Source organism: Nonomuraea sp. NPDC049129 (assembly GCF_040648495.1).
GTDB lineage: Bacteria > Actinomycetota > Actinomycetes > Streptosporangiales > Streptosporangiaceae > Nonomuraea.
The window spans coordinates 16,618-32,379 of sequence record NZ_JBEZDU010000035.1 but is presented as its reverse complement, the minus strand read 5'-3'; the positions used below and the strand labels follow the sequence as shown (position 1 = coordinate 32,379).

General features: G+C 68.3%; 19 protein-coding genes. 9 read left to right on the top strand and 10 right to left on the bottom strand.

Going from position 1 to position 15,762, the window contains the following annotated elements; all coding sequences use genetic code 11:
- The first annotated feature begins 144 nt into the window (after positions 1 to 144).
- Both AB0B64_RS54005 and AB0B64_RS54000 read left to right on the top strand, forming a co-directional pair.
- On the top strand, positions 145 to 1,227 hold the full coding sequence (locus AB0B64_RS54005; RefSeq protein ID WP_358201735.1) for an alkene reductase: 1,083 nt from the start codon (positions 145 to 147) through the stop codon (positions 1,225 to 1,227).
- Between the two features lie 315 nt (positions 1,228 to 1,542).
- Positions 1,543 to 1,932, top strand: coding sequence for a DUF4158 domain-containing protein (locus tag AB0B64_RS54000; protein WP_358201728.1), 390 nt, complete (start codon positions 1,543 to 1,545; stop codon positions 1,930 to 1,932).
- On the opposite strand, the gene AB0B64_RS53995 is transcribed toward AB0B64_RS54000, so the two are convergent.
- The 4 genes from AB0B64_RS53995 to AB0B64_RS53980 all read right to left on the bottom strand — a co-directional run bounded on the left by AB0B64_RS53995 (position 1,889) and on the right by AB0B64_RS53980 (position 6,219).
- Entirely contained in the window at positions 1,889 to 3,106 is a 1,218-nt protein-coding gene (locus AB0B64_RS53995; RefSeq protein ID WP_358201720.1) for a cytochrome P450, read from the bottom strand. The genes AB0B64_RS54000 and AB0B64_RS53995 overlap by 44 nt on opposite strands.
- Before the next feature lie 81 nt (positions 3,107 to 3,187).
- The gene (locus tag AB0B64_RS53990) at positions 3,188 to 3,790 is read right to left on the bottom strand and encodes a TetR/AcrR family transcriptional regulator (RefSeq protein WP_358201715.1); all 603 of its coding nucleotides are present in this window, start codon (positions 3,788 to 3,790) and stop codon (positions 3,188 to 3,190) included.
- Between the two features lie 70 nt (positions 3,791 to 3,860).
- Positions 3,861 to 5,465 (bottom strand): DHA2 family efflux MFS transporter permease subunit, encoded by a 1,605-nt coding sequence (locus tag AB0B64_RS53985; RefSeq protein ID WP_358201710.1) that lies wholly within the window; start codon positions 5,463 to 5,465, stop codon positions 3,861 to 3,863.
- Between the two features lie 229 nt (positions 5,466 to 5,694).
- Complete coding sequence (locus AB0B64_RS53980; RefSeq protein ID WP_358201699.1) at positions 5,695 to 6,219, bottom strand: DUF1707 domain-containing protein; 525 nt, start codon at positions 6,217 to 6,219, stop codon at positions 5,695 to 5,697.
- Between the two features lie 85 nt (positions 6,220 to 6,304).
- On the opposite strand from AB0B64_RS53980, the gene AB0B64_RS53975 reads away from it, so the two are divergent.
- Complete coding sequence (locus AB0B64_RS53975; RefSeq protein ID WP_357957027.1) at positions 6,305 to 7,048, top strand: TetR/AcrR family transcriptional regulator; 744 nt, start codon at positions 6,305 to 6,307, stop codon at positions 7,046 to 7,048.
- 16 nt (positions 7,049 to 7,064) lie between these two features.
- Here the strand turns inward: AB0B64_RS53975 and AB0B64_RS53970 are convergent, their stop codons facing one another.
- On the bottom strand, positions 7,065 to 7,718 hold the full coding sequence (locus AB0B64_RS53970; protein ID WP_358201691.1) for a pentapeptide repeat-containing protein: 654 nt from the start codon (positions 7,716 to 7,718) through the stop codon (positions 7,065 to 7,067).
- On the opposite strand from AB0B64_RS53970, the gene AB0B64_RS53965 reads away from it, so the two are divergent.
- Positions 7,677 to 8,012, top strand: coding sequence for a hypothetical protein (locus AB0B64_RS53965; RefSeq protein ID WP_358201685.1), 336 nt, complete (start codon positions 7,677 to 7,679; stop codon positions 8,010 to 8,012). The genes AB0B64_RS53970 and AB0B64_RS53965 overlap by 42 nt on opposite strands.
- On the opposite strand, the gene AB0B64_RS53960 is transcribed toward AB0B64_RS53965, so the two are convergent.
- Entirely contained in the window at positions 7,959 to 8,837 is an 879-nt protein-coding gene (locus AB0B64_RS53960) for an aldo/keto reductase family oxidoreductase (RefSeq protein WP_358201678.1), read from the bottom strand. The genes AB0B64_RS53965 and AB0B64_RS53960 overlap by 54 nt on opposite strands.
- Positions 8,838 to 8,922: 85 nt before the next feature.
- On the opposite strand from AB0B64_RS53960, the gene AB0B64_RS53955 reads away from it, so the two are divergent.
- Positions 8,923 to 9,366 carry a helix-turn-helix domain-containing protein gene (locus AB0B64_RS53955; protein ID WP_357957033.1) on the top strand — a complete coding sequence of 148 codons (444 nt, stop codon included), beginning with the start codon at positions 8,923 to 8,925 and terminating at the stop codon, positions 9,364 to 9,366.
- 31 nt (positions 9,367 to 9,397) lie between these two features.
- Here AB0B64_RS53955 and AB0B64_RS53950 read toward each other — a convergent pair whose 3' ends face one another.
- Positions 9,398 to 9,778 carry a helix-turn-helix domain-containing protein gene (locus AB0B64_RS53950; RefSeq protein WP_358201670.1) on the bottom strand — a complete coding sequence of 127 codons (381 nt, stop codon included), beginning with the start codon at positions 9,776 to 9,778 and terminating at the stop codon, positions 9,398 to 9,400.
- A gap of 149 nt (positions 9,779 to 9,927) precedes the next feature.
- Here AB0B64_RS53950 and AB0B64_RS53945 point away from each other — a divergent pair, with 149 nt between their 5' ends.
- Genes AB0B64_RS53945 through AB0B64_RS53935 form a run of 3 tightly spaced genes read left to right on the top strand, consistent with a single transcriptional unit; the run spans position 9,928 to position 12,053 of the window.
- Positions 9,928 to 10,332, top strand: a complete 405-nt coding sequence (locus AB0B64_RS53945; RefSeq protein ID WP_358201665.1) for a RidA family protein — start codon at positions 9,928 to 9,930, stop codon at positions 10,330 to 10,332.
- A gap of 9 nt (positions 10,333 to 10,341) precedes the next feature.
- Positions 10,342 to 11,067, top strand: coding sequence for a hypothetical protein (locus AB0B64_RS53940; protein ID WP_358201992.1), 726 nt, complete (start codon positions 10,342 to 10,344; stop codon positions 11,065 to 11,067).
- Between the two features lie 50 nt (positions 11,068 to 11,117).
- Entirely contained in the window at positions 11,118 to 12,053 is a 936-nt protein-coding gene (locus AB0B64_RS53935) for an SDR family NAD(P)-dependent oxidoreductase (RefSeq protein WP_357957038.1), read from the top strand.
- Here the strand turns inward: AB0B64_RS53935 and AB0B64_RS53930 are convergent.
- The 3 genes from AB0B64_RS53930 to AB0B64_RS53920 all read right to left on the bottom strand — a co-directional run bounded on the left by AB0B64_RS53930 (position 12,050) and on the right by AB0B64_RS53920 (position 14,344).
- Positions 12,050 to 12,739 carry a type 1 glutamine amidotransferase domain-containing protein gene (locus AB0B64_RS53930; RefSeq protein WP_357957040.1) on the bottom strand — a complete coding sequence of 230 codons (690 nt, stop codon included), beginning with the start codon at positions 12,737 to 12,739 and terminating at the stop codon, positions 12,050 to 12,052. The two genes, AB0B64_RS53935 and AB0B64_RS53930, sit on opposite strands and share 4 nt — an antisense overlap.
- Positions 12,740 to 12,977: 238 nt before the next feature.
- Positions 12,978 to 13,856: an LLM class F420-dependent oxidoreductase gene (locus tag AB0B64_RS53925; protein WP_358201655.1), complete on the bottom strand. Its 879-nt coding sequence runs from the start codon at positions 13,854 to 13,856 to the stop codon at positions 12,978 to 12,980.
- 110 nt (positions 13,857 to 13,966) lie between these two features.
- Entirely contained in the window at positions 13,967 to 14,344 is a 378-nt protein-coding gene (locus tag AB0B64_RS53920; protein ID WP_357957044.1) for a DUF2255 family protein, read from the bottom strand.
- Positions 14,345 to 14,664: 320 nt separating this feature from the next.
- Here AB0B64_RS53920 and AB0B64_RS53915 point away from each other — a divergent pair, with 320 nt between their 5' ends.
- Entirely contained in the window at positions 14,665 to 15,708 is a 1,044-nt protein-coding gene (locus tag AB0B64_RS53915) for an NAD(P)-dependent alcohol dehydrogenase (RefSeq protein WP_358201646.1), read from the top strand.
- Positions 15,709 to 15,762: the final 54 nt, after the last annotated feature.

Below are 15,762 nucleotides of genomic sequence, written 5' to 3'. Positions count from 1 at the left end.
CGCGCAGCCCCTCAATTAATATACCGCTCGGTACATTATATCGATCGGTACAGAAGTGGCTGAGTGGGCGCCCTCGAGCGTCTCGCTCGCTTGCTCTTCCGGAAGCCCAGGGCTTCCGACCGTCAGACTTCGCAGGAGTTCCGCATGCCTTCCTTGTTCGATCCCTTCCATCTGGGCGGCCTGTCGCTGCCCAACCGCGTCGTGATGGCCCCCATGACCCGCTCCCGTGCCACCGCCGACGGCCTGGCCACCGAGTCCGTCGCGACCTACTACGCCCAGCGCGCCACCGCCGGCCTGCTGATTTCGGAAGGCATCCAGCCCAGCGCACGAAGCCAGTCGACGGTCAACACCCCGGGCCTGCACACTCCCGAACAGGTCGCCGCGTGGAAGCAGGTCACCGACGCGGTTCACGTGAACGGTGGACGGATCTTCGCGCAGCTCATGCACTCAGGCCGGGTCAGCCACCCGAATGTCACCGGCACGGTGCCCGTCGCCCCCTCGACCCTCGGCGTCGGCACCCCGATCTTCGCCACCCGCTTCGGCGACCCTGCCGGCATGCAGCCCGCCCCCGAACCGCATGAGCTGACCACCAGCGAAGTGGCGGACGAGATCGCGGTGTTCGTGGACGCCGCCCGCAACGCCGTCGAGGCCGGCTTCGACGGCGTCGAACTCCACGGCGCGAACGGCTACCTCATCCACCAGTTCCTGTCCTCCAACGCCAACCGGCGCACCGACGCCTACGGCGGCTCGATCAACGGCCGCATCCGCTTCGCCGTCGAAACCGCCGAGGCCACGGCCCAGGCCATCGGCGCCGACAAGGTCGGCATCCGCCTCTCCCCCGGAAGCCAGCTGTGGGACATCGAGGAGAACGACGTCCCCGACCTCTATACCGCCCTGACCAGCGCCCTGGCACCGCTCGGCCTCGCCTACCTCCACACGGTCGCCACCACCGAGGCAGACGTACTGCTGGCCATGCGCAAGCTGTGGCCCAGCGCCTTCATCGTCAACCCCTCGACCGTCGTCAACCCGCAGCCCTCCGGTAAGCCCGAGGGCGAGTACTGGCTCGCCCAGGGGGCCGACCTCGTCAGCTTCGGCCGCAACTACCTGGCCAACCCCGACCTCGTCGAGCGCTTCCGCGCCGAGGCCCCCCTGGCCCAGGCCGATGCCGACACCATCTACCACGGCGGCGACCAGGGATATATCACCTACTCCAACCACCAGCCCTGAGCAGCGCATAGCCCGCTGCCTGCGCAGGCCCTGGCCCCGGCGCGTGCCGGGGCCAGGGCCTGCCTCTGCGGCGCGGCTCCAGCCGGACTGCCGGTGGAGCTCCCCGACGGCCCGCATCGGGCAGCGGCCCGTACGGCGCGGGTTGTCCGTACCGGCCTCGACGTCCGCGGTGGGCACGGGCGCGGCGGCGGCCTCGCGGTCCATCTCCCAGCCGACCGACCGGAGAGCCCGAACATCACAATTCATGATCAGTGTCGCGGGCCCCGTCGCCAGCGGCGCTCCCGCGATCTTCACACTGTCAGACTTTGGCCTGAAATGGCCGTGACGTGCGGTCTTGTTCGATGGGTTCTGGGGTTCGTGGTGCCGGTCAACTTCCTCACCGAGGAGCAGCGCGGCCGGTGGGCCCGGTTCAACCGGATCCCGGACCAGGCCCAGTTGGGCGGCTTCTTCCACCTGGACGGCGTCGACCGGCGGCGGGCGATGGCCGCCAACGGCGCCCGCAACCAGATCGGCTACGCCGTCCAGCTCGGCACCGCCCGGTTCCTGGGCTGCTTCCTGACCGGTCCGGAGGACGTGCCGGCAGTGGTGGTCGACTACAGATGTGACACTAACCCCGGTTCGTCGTACCGCTCCTACTCGAGGGCCGTACGGTCCGGAACCCCTACTTCGTCCCGGCCATGGAGAAGCGCACCGGCATGTGCTTGATGCCGTTGATGAAATCCGACCGCATCCGCTTGACCGGTCCCGCGTGCTCCGCCTCGGGGAAGCGGCGCAGCAGTTCCCTGATCATGCAGTTGATCTGCAGCCGGGCCAGGTTGGCGCCCAGGCAGAAGTGCGGCCCACCGCCGCCGAACGTCATGTGGTCGTTGGGGCTGCGGCGGATGTCGAAGGTGTACGGGTCGGCGAAGACGTCCTCGTCATGGTTGCCGGACATGTAGAACGTCACCACCTTCTCCCCTTCGGCGATCTTCTGGCCGCGGAGTTCGGTGTCTCGCGTGGCCGTACGCCGGAAGTTGTGGATCGAGGAGCCCCAGCGCAGGAACTCCTCGGTGGCGCTGCGCCACAGGGCCTCGTCGTCGAGGCCGGCCGCCAGGTCGCGGTAGCTGTCCGGGTGGAGGATGAGGGCGTTCATGGCGTGGGCGATGAGGTTGCGGGTGGTCTCGTTCCCGGCGACGCAGAGGATCACGAAGAAGGAGTCGATCTCTTCCCTGGTCAGCCGGTCGCCGTCGACCTCCCCCTCCACCAGCGCGGTGAGGATGTCGTCACGCGGGTTGCGGCGGCGGTCGTCGACCAGGCCGTCGCAGTAGGAGAAGATCTCGGCCCCGGCGATCTCGCCGTCCTCGGGCGTCGTGCGGAAGTCGGGATCCTGGAAGCCGACCATGCGGTTGGACCACTCGAAGATCAGGTGGTGGTCCTCCTCGGGTACGCCGATCAGGTCGCAGATCATCTGCAGCGGCAGGTATTCGGCCACGTCGGTCACGAACTCGACCTCGCCGTCCCGCTCCCGTACGGCTTCCGCGATCTTCTCGGCGCGCCGTTGGATGGTGCCCCGCAGCCGGGCGATCGTCCTGGGCGTGAAGCCCGCGCTCACCAGCCGGCGGTAGCGGGTCTGCTTGGGCGGGTCCATGTTCAGCAGCATCATGCTGGCGATCTCGATGAACTCCGGCGTCTGGGTACGGATGAACGCGGTCCCGATCTCGGTCGACCAGGTCTGTACGTCCCGGCTGATCGCCTTTATGTCCTGATATTTCGTGACGGCCCAGAAGCCGGTGTCGTCGGGGACGTCGTGCCAGTGGACGGGCGCGTTCCGGCGCAGGTAGGCGAACTGGTCGTGCGGAACTTCGCGTTCCCACGTTTCTTCGAGCAGGTTGATCCGCATGGGCTCCCTTTCGGCGCGAGAATCTAGGAGTCGAGCAGGTCGAGCGGTCGGGACGGCCCGGGGCCCGGGACGTCGAAGGACTCAGGGGTCGGGCAGTCCGAGCAGGTCGCGCAGGCTCTCCACGACGGCGCGCTCCTCGACCGCGGCGGGATCGAGCCGGTGCTGGACCGCGCAGCCGATCAGCACCCCGAGCACGGCCGTGGCCGTCCGCTCCGGCGATCGGCGCAGCGGTACGCCCGCCGTCTCGGCCCAGTCGGACAGCCCGCCGGCGAGCCGGGCACGGATGTCGGCATAACGCCTGGCCAGTGGCTCGGCGATGACGGGATCGCGCGCGCCGTGCAGCCACAGCTCCAGCTCGAGCAGGAGCCATGACGCACCGCGATCCTCGTCCTTACGTGTCAGCGCTTCGAACAGGGCGGCCAGCCGCTCGTCGAGTTCGGTGACCTCCTCGAACCCGGCGAGCAGCTCGGCCGCGGTCTGGTCCTTCCACACCTCCAGCAGCGCGAGCAGCAGCCCTTCCTTGCCGCCGAAGTGGTTGTACAGCGCGCCGGTCGTGCGATCGGCCGCATCGGCCACCGCCTCGGCGGACACCGCGTGGAACCCCTTGCGGGCGAACAGGTCAGCGGCCGCGTCGATCAGCCGGGCCCGGGTCTCGGCTCGCCGCTGATCCTGGGTACGCGCCACTGGGGTGCTCCCGTCTGATATCGGGTCTACTACATATGTTTACCTCTCGATATATATGCCCGAACGAGCGCTAGGTCAACTGCCGGGCGGGCTCGGTCGCCGGCTTCTTGCGCGGGCTGAACAGCAGACAGGACAGGACGGCGACCACCAGGACCACGGCGCACATCACGAGGGTGGTCTGCATGGCGTGGACGAAGCCGGTGGCGAACGTGTCGGCGGTGACGCGTTCGTACAGGCTCCTCGTGGCGGGGCTCAGGCCGCCGGGCGGCATGGGCGGGCTGTAGTCGTGCGCGGCGGTGGCGCTGTCGTCGATGAACCGGGCGCGCAGGTTCTCCGGCAGCTGACCGGCGCGTTTCTCGGCCTCGTCGCGCAGGGTCGAGGAGAGGCGGGCCGACAGCAGGACGCCCAGCACGGCGGTGCCGAGGACGCCACCGATCTGCCGGGTGGTGCTGGACACGCCGGAGGCCGCCCCGGCCAGCCGGGGATCGACACCGTCCATGGTGGCCTGCAGCAGGGGTACGAACGTGGCACCGCCGGCGATTCCGATGATGGTCAAGCCGGGTTGCAGGCTCCACGCGCCGCCGGCGGGTCCGGCCATGGCGACCAGCACCAGCAGTCCGACGGCCAGCAGCGTCAGGCCGGCCGTGAGGATGTACTTGCCGCCGAACCTGTCCGACAGCCGCCCGGCATACGCCGAGCCGACCGCGGTGAGCACGGCGCTCGGCAGCACCACCAGTCCGGTCTCCAGCGCCGAATACCCCCGCGCCATCTGCAGGTACAGCACCACCACGAACATGATGCCGATCATGCCGAGCTGGAAGACGAACCCGACCCAGTTACCGACCGCGAAGTTGCGCGCGCCGAACAGGGCCGGCGGCATCAGGGGCTCGTCCCGCTGCCGGTGCTGCCACAGGACGAACACCACCAGCGACGCGACGCCCGCGACGATCACCGAGGCGATGCTGATCGGCCCGGTGATGGTGCCCCAGCCGTAGCGTTCCCCCTCGATCAGGCCGAACACGATGCCGCTCAGCCCGGCGGTGGCCAGTGCGACGCCGACCAGGTCGAGCCGGTGCTGACGGCCCGCGCGCATGGGCGGCGCGAAGGCCAGCGCCAGCATGGCGGTGATGATCCCGATCGGGACGTTGATGAAGAAGATCCAGCGCCAGTTGAGGTGGGCGAGCAGGAAGCCGCCGATGACCGGTCCGACGATCGGGGCGAAGCCGACGATCGACCCGAACAGCCCGAACGCGCGGCCGCGCAGCCGTGGCGGGAAGATCGTCAGGATCGACGAGATGACCTGCGGGAACAGCAGCGCCCCGCCCAGTCCCTGCAGCAGCCGGGCGGCCAGCAGCTGCGGCGATGAGTCGGCCAGCCCGCACAGCGCCGAGGCGATGGTGAAGGTGCTGATGCCGATCACGTACAGCCGGCGGTATCCGAAGATGTCCCCCAGCCGCCCGGTGGTGATCAGCAGCACCGAGAAGACGAGCAGGTAGCCGTCGATGACCCACAGCACCTGATCGTAGGAGGCGTCGATGCCATGGATCAGTGTGGGGATGGCGACGTTGACGATGGATCCGTCGAGCAACGACATGAAGAAGCCGACGCACATGATCGCGAGAACCAGCCACGGACGCCGCGTGACCGGTTGTTCGGTGGATTTGATTTCCGGCATTCCGGAGACCTCTCTGAGGGCAACCGTCTGCTGGGTGATGACACGCGCCACTGATGCCAGAACGGCGCAAACCTCGGAGGAGACCAGAAGGGCCGCCGCGCGTCGCCACCATGCAGAACACCCTTGTCCAGGATGTGGTGAGCGACTTCCACCTTCCCCGTGTCATCGGGACCCGGGTGAAGCTGGTAAGCGGGGCGGAAAGCCCAACGGTGAGAAGTCGGCTCGTAGCTTAGCGCCGCGCGTGGCGGATCTTCAACCGTCCTGTCCCCATGGCCCCGGAGATCCGGATTCGCGGCCCGCCGGGGCGTACGCGTCGCCGGGTCTTGTAGAGCGGGGCCTTCCACCCGGCGCGCAAGCCCTCGACGTCGACGAGCGCGTCGCGAGGCACCGTGATCTCGGCACTGCCGGTGCCGAGGTGCAACTCGATGTCGACCACCGGGTGGTCGATGATCGCCCGGGACAGGTCCAGACGCACCCTTCCGAGTGCGGTCTCAACCTTGAGGGTCCGAGGTACGCGCCATGCGCCGCGCCGCTGGATCCGTCCGCTGACGGCGGCGATCGTGGTCGTGGTGCCCGCGTCCTCCTCCGGGAGCGAGGCCAGAGCCGGCCCGAGTTCGCTGTGCGTGTTGGCGGTGAGCACGTGGTGGAGGCGTTCGTCCAGTTCCTCGTACGAGAGGTGCCCTTCGGCGTACGCCTCCTGAAGGCGCCGCACGGCCGTGTCGCGGTCGTCTTCGCTGACCACGATCGGATCCATGGTCCCTCCATTGGGTACTTCGTACGCAGTTGCGATGGCCAGGCTAAGTCACTGGGTACTATGTACGCAAGTTGGGGGTGGAACGGTGAGCGACGCCGAGTACGTCAACATCTGGATGCGGCCCGAGCGCCCGGCCCGCGGGCCGAAGCCGGCCTACAGCCGCGCCCAGATCACCGAGGCGGCGATCCGGATCGCCGACGCCGAGGGGCTGGAGGCCGCCACCATGCGGCGGATCGCCGCCGACATCGGCGCGGGCGCGATGTCCCTCTACCGCTACGTCCCCAGCCGCGATGACCTGATCGAGCTCGTAGCCGACCGGCTGCAGGGCGAGATCGACGTCGAGGGCATGCCCTCCGGCGACTGGCGCGCGGACCTGACCCGCTACGCCGACGGGATGCGCGCCATGTGGCTGCGGCACCCGTGGATCGCCACCGTCCACCGGTCACTCCCCGGTTTTGGCCCCAACCAGCTGCGCCTGATCGAACGGGTGATGGGCGCCCTCGACGCCTACGTCTCCATCGACGAGAATCTCGGTCTTATGGCCATTCTGAACGGCTACATCGACAGCGCCGTCCGCGACGAGGTCAGCTGGGCCGAGGAGGTGCGCCGCAGCGGGCTCACCGAGCCGCAGTGGCTGGCGCGGACCTACCCGTACGTCGAGCAGCTGCTCAAGGGCGGCCAGTACCCGATCTTCACCAAGATCGCGACGCAGGCCCGCCAGACGCACCTGAGCCGTGACGAGCGGTTCCGGTACGGGCTGGAGCGCGTCCTCAACTGCATCGCGGCGGCCCTCCCGTCAACGGCCGAGCCTCCGAAGACGCGTCAGTAGCAGCTGGGCTCGATCATCATGTCGTCGTCTGGCCTGAGGCTGTGTCGATCACTTCGTCCAGGACGTCGCGCGAGCGGACCAAGTCGATGATCATCCGATTGATGCGGTCCCGTTCGGTGGCGAGCTCGGTGACCAGCCGTGGAGTGGCGATCTCGGACGGACCGCCGTCCGCGTCCGCATGCAGGGCAGCAGTTGGGCGATCTTCTCGCCGTGCAGGCCCGCGGCGAAGAGCTCCTGGATGCGCTGCGCGGCTCTGCTGGCGGCGCTTCCGCTCCTGCCCGCCGACCCGGCCCGAACCGTCGCGGCCGGAGACGGCACCGCTCAAGACGGCGCGGCTCAAGACGGCACCGCTCAAGACGGCACCGCTCAAGACGGCGCGGCTCAAGACGGTGCCGCGGCACGGGGACGCCGCTTCGACCTGCCCGGGGCGCTGACCGCGACCGCCGGGATCACGCTGCTGGTGTTCGTCCTGGCGCAGGGCCCCGAGTGGGGCTGGACCTCTCCGTCCATCCTCGCCGCCTTCGGTCTCGGCGCCGCGCTGCTCGTGGCGTTCGCGGTGATCGAATCCCGTAGCCGTGATCCGCTCATGCCGCTGCGCATGTTCGCCAATCGCAGCCTGGTCGCGGCCATGGCGATCACGGCGGTGTTCGGGGCGGGCCTGGGCGCGCACTACTACCTGCTCACCGTCTACCTCCAGGACATCCTCGCCTACGATCCGTTGCGGGCGGGCCTGGCCTACCTGCCGCTGACGCTGCTCAACATCGTCGGCACCAAGGTCGCCGAGCGCCTGGTCACCCGCGCGGGCATGCGCGCCGCCCTGTCCACCGGCCTGCTGATCGGTACGGCCGGCATGATCCTGCTGGCCGTCGCCGTCTCCGCCCACTCCCCCTTCATCGCCGTGGTCGCCGCCCTAGCCCTCGGTCGCCGGCTTGTCCAGCTCGGCGAGCTCCCTGGCGGAGAGTGAGACTCGCGTGCCGGCGACGTTCTCGCGCAGGTGCGCCGGCGACGAGGTGCCAGGAATCAGCAGGATGTTCGGCGAGCGCCGCAGCAGCCAGGCCAGGGCGACAGCCTTCGGCGTCGTGTCCAGCCGGGTGGCCACGGTCGAGAGCGCCGCGGACTGGAGCGGGCTGAAGCCGCCGAGGGGAAAGAAGGGCACGTAGGCGATGCCCGCTTCGGCGAGCGTGTCGATCAGGTTGTCGTCTTGGCGATAGGCGAGGTTGTACATGTTCTGCACGCACACGATCGGCGCGATCGCCCGTGCCTCGGCGACCTGTTCCGCGGTCGCGTTGCTCACTCCGAGGTGCCGGATCAGGCCCTGCCGCTGGAGGTCGACGAGCGTCTCGAACGGCTCGGCGAGCGAGCCGGGTTGGGGTCCCTCGGCGTTGCCGAGCCGGAGGTTGACCAGGTCGAGCACCTCGAGGCCGAGGGTCTCCAGGTTCTCGTGGACGGAGCGGCGCAGCTCGTCGGGCTGTCGGGCCGGGGGCCAGCCGCCCTGCTGGTCCCGGATCGCGCCGACCTTGGTAACGATGTGCAGCGATTCGGGGTAGGGGTGCAGAGCTTTACGGATCAGCTGGTTGGTGACGTGCGGCCCGTAGGCGTCGCTGGTGTCGATGTGGGTGATTCCGAGGTCGACGGCCTCGCGGAGGACGGCGAGTGCGCTGTCGTGGTCGGCGGGCGGCCCCATAACCCCGGGGCCCGCGAGCTGCATGGCGCCGTAGCCGAACCGGGTGACGGTCAGGTCGCCCAGGGTCCAGGTGCCGCCAGGGAGTGAAGTGGAGAGAATCCTCATACCTCTATATATGGGGATGTAACTTCCTGATAGGAAGTAGGCACCTAAAAGTGCGTAAGTCGCCCACGGGTGAGAGGAGCGGTCGATGGCGACCAAGACGGTGGCCCAGAAGAAGGCACAGGCCAAGGCGGAATATGACGCTTTCCTGGCGGCGTGTCCTAGCCGCAAGCTGCTCGATCGCATCTCCGACAAGTGGGTCGCGCTGATCCTGGCCGCGCTGGGCAGCGACGGCCCGCATCCGTTCGGCGCCGACTGCGCCGGTGAGCCCAGGTCGATGCGCTACTCGGAGCTGTCCCGCCTGCTGGCCGGCGTCAGCCAGAAGATGCTCACTCAGACGCTGCGCTCCTTGGAGCGTGACGGCCTCATCACCCGCACGGTGACGCCGACCGTGCCCGTCACGGTCACCTACGAGCTGACCGACCTCGGTCTCTCACTGCAGGAAATGATGCGCGGCCTCAAGTCCTGGGCCGAGGCGCACATGGACGATGTGCTCGCCAACCGCGCGACGTACGACACCCACGTCGCCTGAACCGGGGCCACGCCGCGAGCTACGTGAGCTGTCAGGCGTGGAAGCCGCGGCGGGCGGCTTCGATGTGACCGAAGTACTGGTGGGTCCAGTCGCAGATCAGGTCGACCGTCGCTCGCAAGGCTTGACCCGGCTCGGTAAGGGTGTACTCGACCCGTGGCGGCACAGTGGGGTGCACCTTTCGCTCTGCCAGGCCGTTGCGCTCCAGCATGCGCAGGTTCTGGGTGAGCATCTTGTGGCTGATGCCCTCGACCTCGTCCCGCAGCTCGCTGAAGCGCAGGGTGCGCTGGCCGAGGGCCTCGATGATCAGCAACGCCCACTTGTTGGCGACATCCGAGAAGATCTCCCGCGCGAGGGAGTCCGCGCGCCGCAGATCGGCTTCGTCGGACGAGTCGCTGAGCTGCTTGGTCACCATCTGGTTCCCCAGTCACTAAAAAGTTCGTTCTTCCATGTCAGCGCACACTCTCTTATGGTTTCTGAGTAACCGCAAGAGACCACAGGAAGGTCAACTCGTCTGTCGCCTTCGCGCTCACCCGACCGAACGAAAGACTGATAGGAAATCTCATGACCGTCTCGCTCATCAACCCTGACAAGCATGTCCAAGTCCCGCTCTACCACCACGTCGCGGTGGCGACGGGTAGCAGGCAGGTCCACATCGCGGGACAGGTCGCCTGGGACGAGAACGGCGAACTCGTGGCACCGGGCGACCTCGCCGGACAGGTCGCCCAGGTCTACCGAAACGTCGCCAAGGCGCTCGACGCGGCAGGAGCGACGTTCCACGACGTCGTCCGCTTCACGTGGTACGCCGCGGGCTGGAAGAGAGAGATGTACGACGCCTTCAGCGCGGGAATCGACCAGGCGGCCCGCGAGTTCGATCTCGCTACGCCGCCCGCCGCGCTGATCGGGGTCGACGTCCTCTTCGAGCCCGGCATCCTCGTTGAAGCCGAGGTCACCGCGATCATCGACTAAGGCTTCGTCATCGCTCACCGGAATTTCCGCCCGGTCAGTACGGGGCGCGAATGGTCAGAGTTCAGCGGCGGACGAGACCAGCAGTACGCCTTCCGCTCGGCCGCCGGCTGGGGGGACACCGCCGTCATGCTCCCCTGGACGCTGCACACCTACTACGACGACTTAGAGATCCTGCGGCGCCAGTATCCATCCATGTGCGTATGGGTAGACAGCATCGCCCGCATCGCGGCAGAGTCCTCGGGACTCGTGCGCCGATTCGGCCGACGCGCCGGCCACCTGGAGTGCTACGTCGTCGACACGGGAATGCACTTCGGAGAGTGGTTGCGGCCCGGTGAGAACATGGTCGCGCAGATGATGCGCAACAAAGTACGCCCGCCCGCAGAAGTCGCCACCGCTTATTTCGCTCACTCCTCCCGCCTTCTCGCGCGCGCCGCCCAACAGCTGGATCACCACAGCGACGCGGAGCTCGCGGAGCAAGCGCGAAGCGCCTACCGAGCCGCTTTCGTCCAGGAGGACGGAGTTCGGATCGGCGCCGACAGGCAGGACGACTACGTCCGCGCTCTCGCGTTCGGCCTCCTCGAACCCGTCGAACAACCCCGCGCCGCCGCACGCCTGGCCGCGCTCATCGAGGAGAACGGCGGACACCTCGCGACGGGCTTTCTCAGCACACCGATGCTGTTGTCCGTATGTGCCTTCCTGTACCGCCGGCGAAACCGGAGCCGGGTCCGGTTATAGTGAGGCTAACCGGAGCCGAGTCCGGTTAATCCTGCGTGGAGGAACATAACATGATCACCATTGCCTTCGGGCCGGCCACGACCGCTGAGGAAACCGTCGAGGGCGTCGACCTGTCCGCCAAGAAGGCCATCGTGACGGGAGCGTCGTCGGGAATCGGCGTGGAGACCGCGCGGGCGCTCGCCAAGGCCGGCGCCGACGTCACCCTCGCGGTCCGCGACACCGCCGCGGGCGAGAAGGTCGCCGCCGACATCGTGGCGTCCACCGGCAATGCGCGGGTACAGGTGGCCTTTATGGATCTATCGGTCCGCGACTCGATCGACGCCTTCGTCGCCTCATGGCGGGGACCGCTCGACATCCTGGTCGACAACGCCGGCATCATGGCCACCCCCGAGCGGCGTACCGCCGAGGGCTGGGAGATGCAGTTCGCCACCAATCATCTTGGCCATTTCGCCCTCACTACCGGACTGCACGACGCCCTCGCGGCGGCCGGGGGCGCGCGGGTCGTCGTCGTGAGCTCCGTGGGCCACCTCAATGGGGACATCATCTGGGACGACATCAACTTCGAGCGCCACCCGTACGACGAGTGGAAGGCTTACAGCCAGTCCAAGACCGCGAACATCCTGTTCGCCGTCGAAGCCGCCAGGCGCTGGGCCGGCGACGGCATCACGGTCAACGCGCTCAACCCCGGCCGTATCTGGAGCACCGGCCTGTCGCGGCACATGACCGCCCCACCGGCATCGTTCGAGCCCGAATCCAGCGACGGTGTGACGGTCAAGGACATCCCGCAGGGCGCGGCCACCTCGACCCTGCTGGCCGCCTCGCCGCTCGTCGAAGGCGTGACCGGACAGTACTTCGAGGACTGCCAACCAGCAGTCCCGCACACACCCGGACTCCGGCGCGGCTTCGCGGCCTACGCTGTCGACCCCGACGCCGCCGCCCGCCTCTGGCAGGTGTCCCTCGACATGATCGGCAAGGCATCCAGCTAAAGGACCTTGAGCAGCCGTTCGGCCAGGACGGCCGCCGACGCGGGGTTCTGCCCGGTGAACAGGTTGCGGTCCACCACCGTGTAAGGCTTCCACATCTCGCCCTTGGTGAAGTCGACGCCCAGGTCGATGAGCTCGTCCTCCAGCAACCAGCGGGCCTTCGAGGCGAGCCCGACCGCGTTCTCTTCCTCGTTGGTGAACGCGGTGATCTGGTAACCGGCGAAAGGCGACACGCCATGGATCCTGGTCGCCAGCATCGCGGCCGGGGCGTGACAGACGATCGCGAGGGGCTTGCCGGAGGCGAGCGCCGCGGTCAGCAGCCGGCCGGCGTCCGCGTCGATGTACAGGTCTTCCATGGGGCCGTGGCCGCCTGGGCAGTAGACGGCGTCGTAGTCCTCCAGGCGGGCGTCCGCCAAGTGGATCGGCCGCCGCATCACCTCCGCGGAACGGATGATCGCCTCCAGATCGAGAGCGATCTGCGCGCTCCCCGCCATCTCGGGGCGCAGGCTCATCATGTCCACGGTCGGGACCACCCCATTGGGGGTGGCGACCACGACCTCGTGGCCGGCCTCCGTGAGCGCCTTGTACGGGGCCGCGAACTCCTCGGCCCAGTAACCCGTCGCATGCCTGGTGCCGTCCTTGAGCGTCCAGTACGCCGTGCCGGTCATCACGAAAAGTAGCTTCGCCATCGGGCAACCGCCCCCCGTCTCCATCTGATGCGGTTGGCTCAGGCCCTTCCTCGAAGCAGCCTATGTCGAGTGTTGTCGAGGCCATGTGGCGGGGTGCACGCCGTGCCGCAGACGTCCCGTCGCCTACTCGACCGTCAGCGCATCAGCGCGGCCCCCAGGCGGCGGATCGTCTCGGCCTCGCCGGGGTCGGCGGCTGTCGTCATGCGGCGACGTCACGAGGCGTCGGGATCAAAGGGAATCAAGCCGGACCGCTGAGGGAGGTGTCGAGGAGGGCGAAGCGCTGGGCGAACGCGGACATCTGATCGCGTTGGCGGTCCAGGTCGGCGGCGGTGGGGTTCACGACGAGGCGGGTCACGCCTTGCGCGGCAAGGGCTTCGACCTGCTCGGCGGACATGTCGATCGATCCCCATCGCGTGTACTCCAGCGCTTCCGGGCTACGCCCCGCCTCGACGGCGGTCGAGCGGGCGAGGTCCAGCTGGAGGGCGCGCTCGTCCGGACCGAGCGCGCCGCCGGGGAAGTAGCCGTCGCCGCGTCGCCCGGCGCGGCGGGCGGCCGCCCGGCTCGATCCGCCGATGTGGATCGGCAGGTGGGTGACACCGACGGGCTTGGGGAATTGGCACAGGTCGTCGAAGGTGAAGAACTCCCCCGCGAAGCTGACGCCGTCCTCGCCACCGGCCCAGAGCAGGCGCATGACATCGATCGCCTCGTCGGCGCGCCGGCCGCGGGTGCTGAAGTCGACGCCCACCGCCCGCGCCTCGCCCGGCAGGGAGCCGAGCCCCACGGTCAGCAGCCGCATCCGCCCCTTGGACAGCACGTCGATCGTCGCCAGGCGCTTGGCGAGGACCACCGGATGGTGGTACGGCAGCAGCAGCACACCCGTTCCGAGCTGGATCCGCTCCGTGGCCGCGGCGACGAAGCTCAGGCAGTCGAGCGGATCGGCGTAAGGCAGCGACGGCGGGAGCTCCATGGTCCCGACCGTGGCACCGGGATACAGCGCGATGTGCTCCGGCAGGTACAGCGACTCGAAGCCGCTGTCCTCGGCATGCCGGGCGAAGGCCATGATCCTTTCGGGGTCGACGCCGAAATAGGCCGTGTTGTAGCTGATCCCGAACTTCATCGTCATTCCTCCGATCGGCGCACGGAGGATCGGCATGCGCCCCCCGCCTGTCGCCGACACACTAGAACGTTGCCGCCAGCGTCAAGGCAAGTCTTGGGGGCCCGCAAGGTTCAGCGAGGCTCGAGCTTACGGGTCGTGGCTCGCACCTCGGGCGCCACCATGGCGTCGATGTAGGTCGGACCGTAGCGGCCGTACTTGGCGCGGTAGGCGGCGTCGATCTGGTTGCCGATGTCAGGATCGGTTTCCGCCTCGATGGTGACGTCCTTGTCGACGCCGCCGGCCCGGATATGGCCTTCGTGGGTCTCCTGGACCGTGCGGAACCAGGCACCCGCGCCCGCCTTGTAGGAGCGGACATAGAGGTGGTCGCCATGGCGGACGACCCAGATCGGCACCGGCTTGCCCAGCGTGCCGTCGCCGCGCCGGGGCTCGATCCGCAACTCGTCGGCCGCTTCGATCCTGCTGAGCTCGTCGCTCGTCCACGTAGTCATCGGCTTGTCTCCTTCGTCATATCGGTGATCGCCGCAGTCTCAAGTGCCGCGGCCGCATCGTCGATACCCAAACCCGCGCCGCCGACCCGGCGCCTGGGGGGCCCTGTCACACCCCTGAACACCGCTCCCCGGCACACCCCGCCCTGCCGCGTAGCACGCGGCGGTGGCACAGTTGATGGGGGAAAGAGACGTTTTCCCTGCTCAGAGCAGCTTCAGAACAGCTCGGAACACGCTCGCTTCGGCCGCGCCGCCACGCGCCGCCGTCAGTCATAGAAGCAGTCGTAAAAGCAGTCATAGAAGCTTCAGCACGGAGAAGAAACATGCTCACCGTCAACTCCTACTCCGCCACGTCCGCGACCGAGCCGCTCGCCCCGGCGAGGGTCGACCGTCGCGACGTCGGCCCGCGCGACGTCCTCATTGAGATCAAGTACTGCGGGATCTGCCACTCCGACATCCACTTCGTACGCGGCGAATGGGGCACGGCCCCCTATCCCGTCGCCCCCGGTCACGAGATCGCCGGCATCGTCGCCGCGGTCGGCCCGGAGGTCACTCAGTACGCCGTCGGAGACCGGGTCGGCGTGGGCTGCATGGTCGACTCCTGCGGCGAGTGCTCCAGCTGCCGCAAGGGCGAGGAGCAGTACTGCCTCAAGGGCAACACGCTCACCTACGGCTCCACCGACAAGGACGGGCGGATCACCCAGGGCGGCTACACCACCCACATCGTGGTGACCGAGGACTTCGTCGTACGAATCCCCGAAGGTATCGAGCTCGACTCCGCCGCGCCGCTGCTGTGCGCCGGCATCACGACGTACTCGCCGCTACGCCGCTGGGGCGCCGGCCCTGGCAAGAAGGTGGCGGTCGTCGGGCTCGGCGGGCTCGGTCACATGGCCGTCAAGCTCGCGCACGCGTTGGGCGCCGAGGTGACCGTCCTGTCGCAGTCGCTGAAGAAGAGGGAGGACGGCCTGCGCCTGGGCGCGGACCACTATTACGCCACGAGCGACCCGGAGACGTTCGAGCAGCTCGCCGGCTCCTTCGACCTCATCGTGAACACCATCAGCGCGAAGGTCGACCTCGACGCCTACCTGTCGCTGCTGGCAGTGGACGGCACGATGGTCAACGTCGGCGCCCCGGCCGAACCGCTGGCGTTCAACGTGTTCCCCCTCATCATGAGCCGCCGGTCGTTCGCCGGTTCGGCGATCGGTGGCATCCGCGAAACCCAGGAAATGCTCGACTTCTGCGCCCAGCACCACCTCGGGGCCGAGATCGAGGTCATCTCGGCCGACAAGATCAACGAGGCGTACGAGCGCGTCCTGGCCTCCGACGTGCGGTACCGGTTCGTGATCGACATCTCGACCCTGGCCTGAGCCACCAGCCGGCGAGTCCGAGGTCATCGTCGGCAAGGCGCTGGCCGGTGGGCG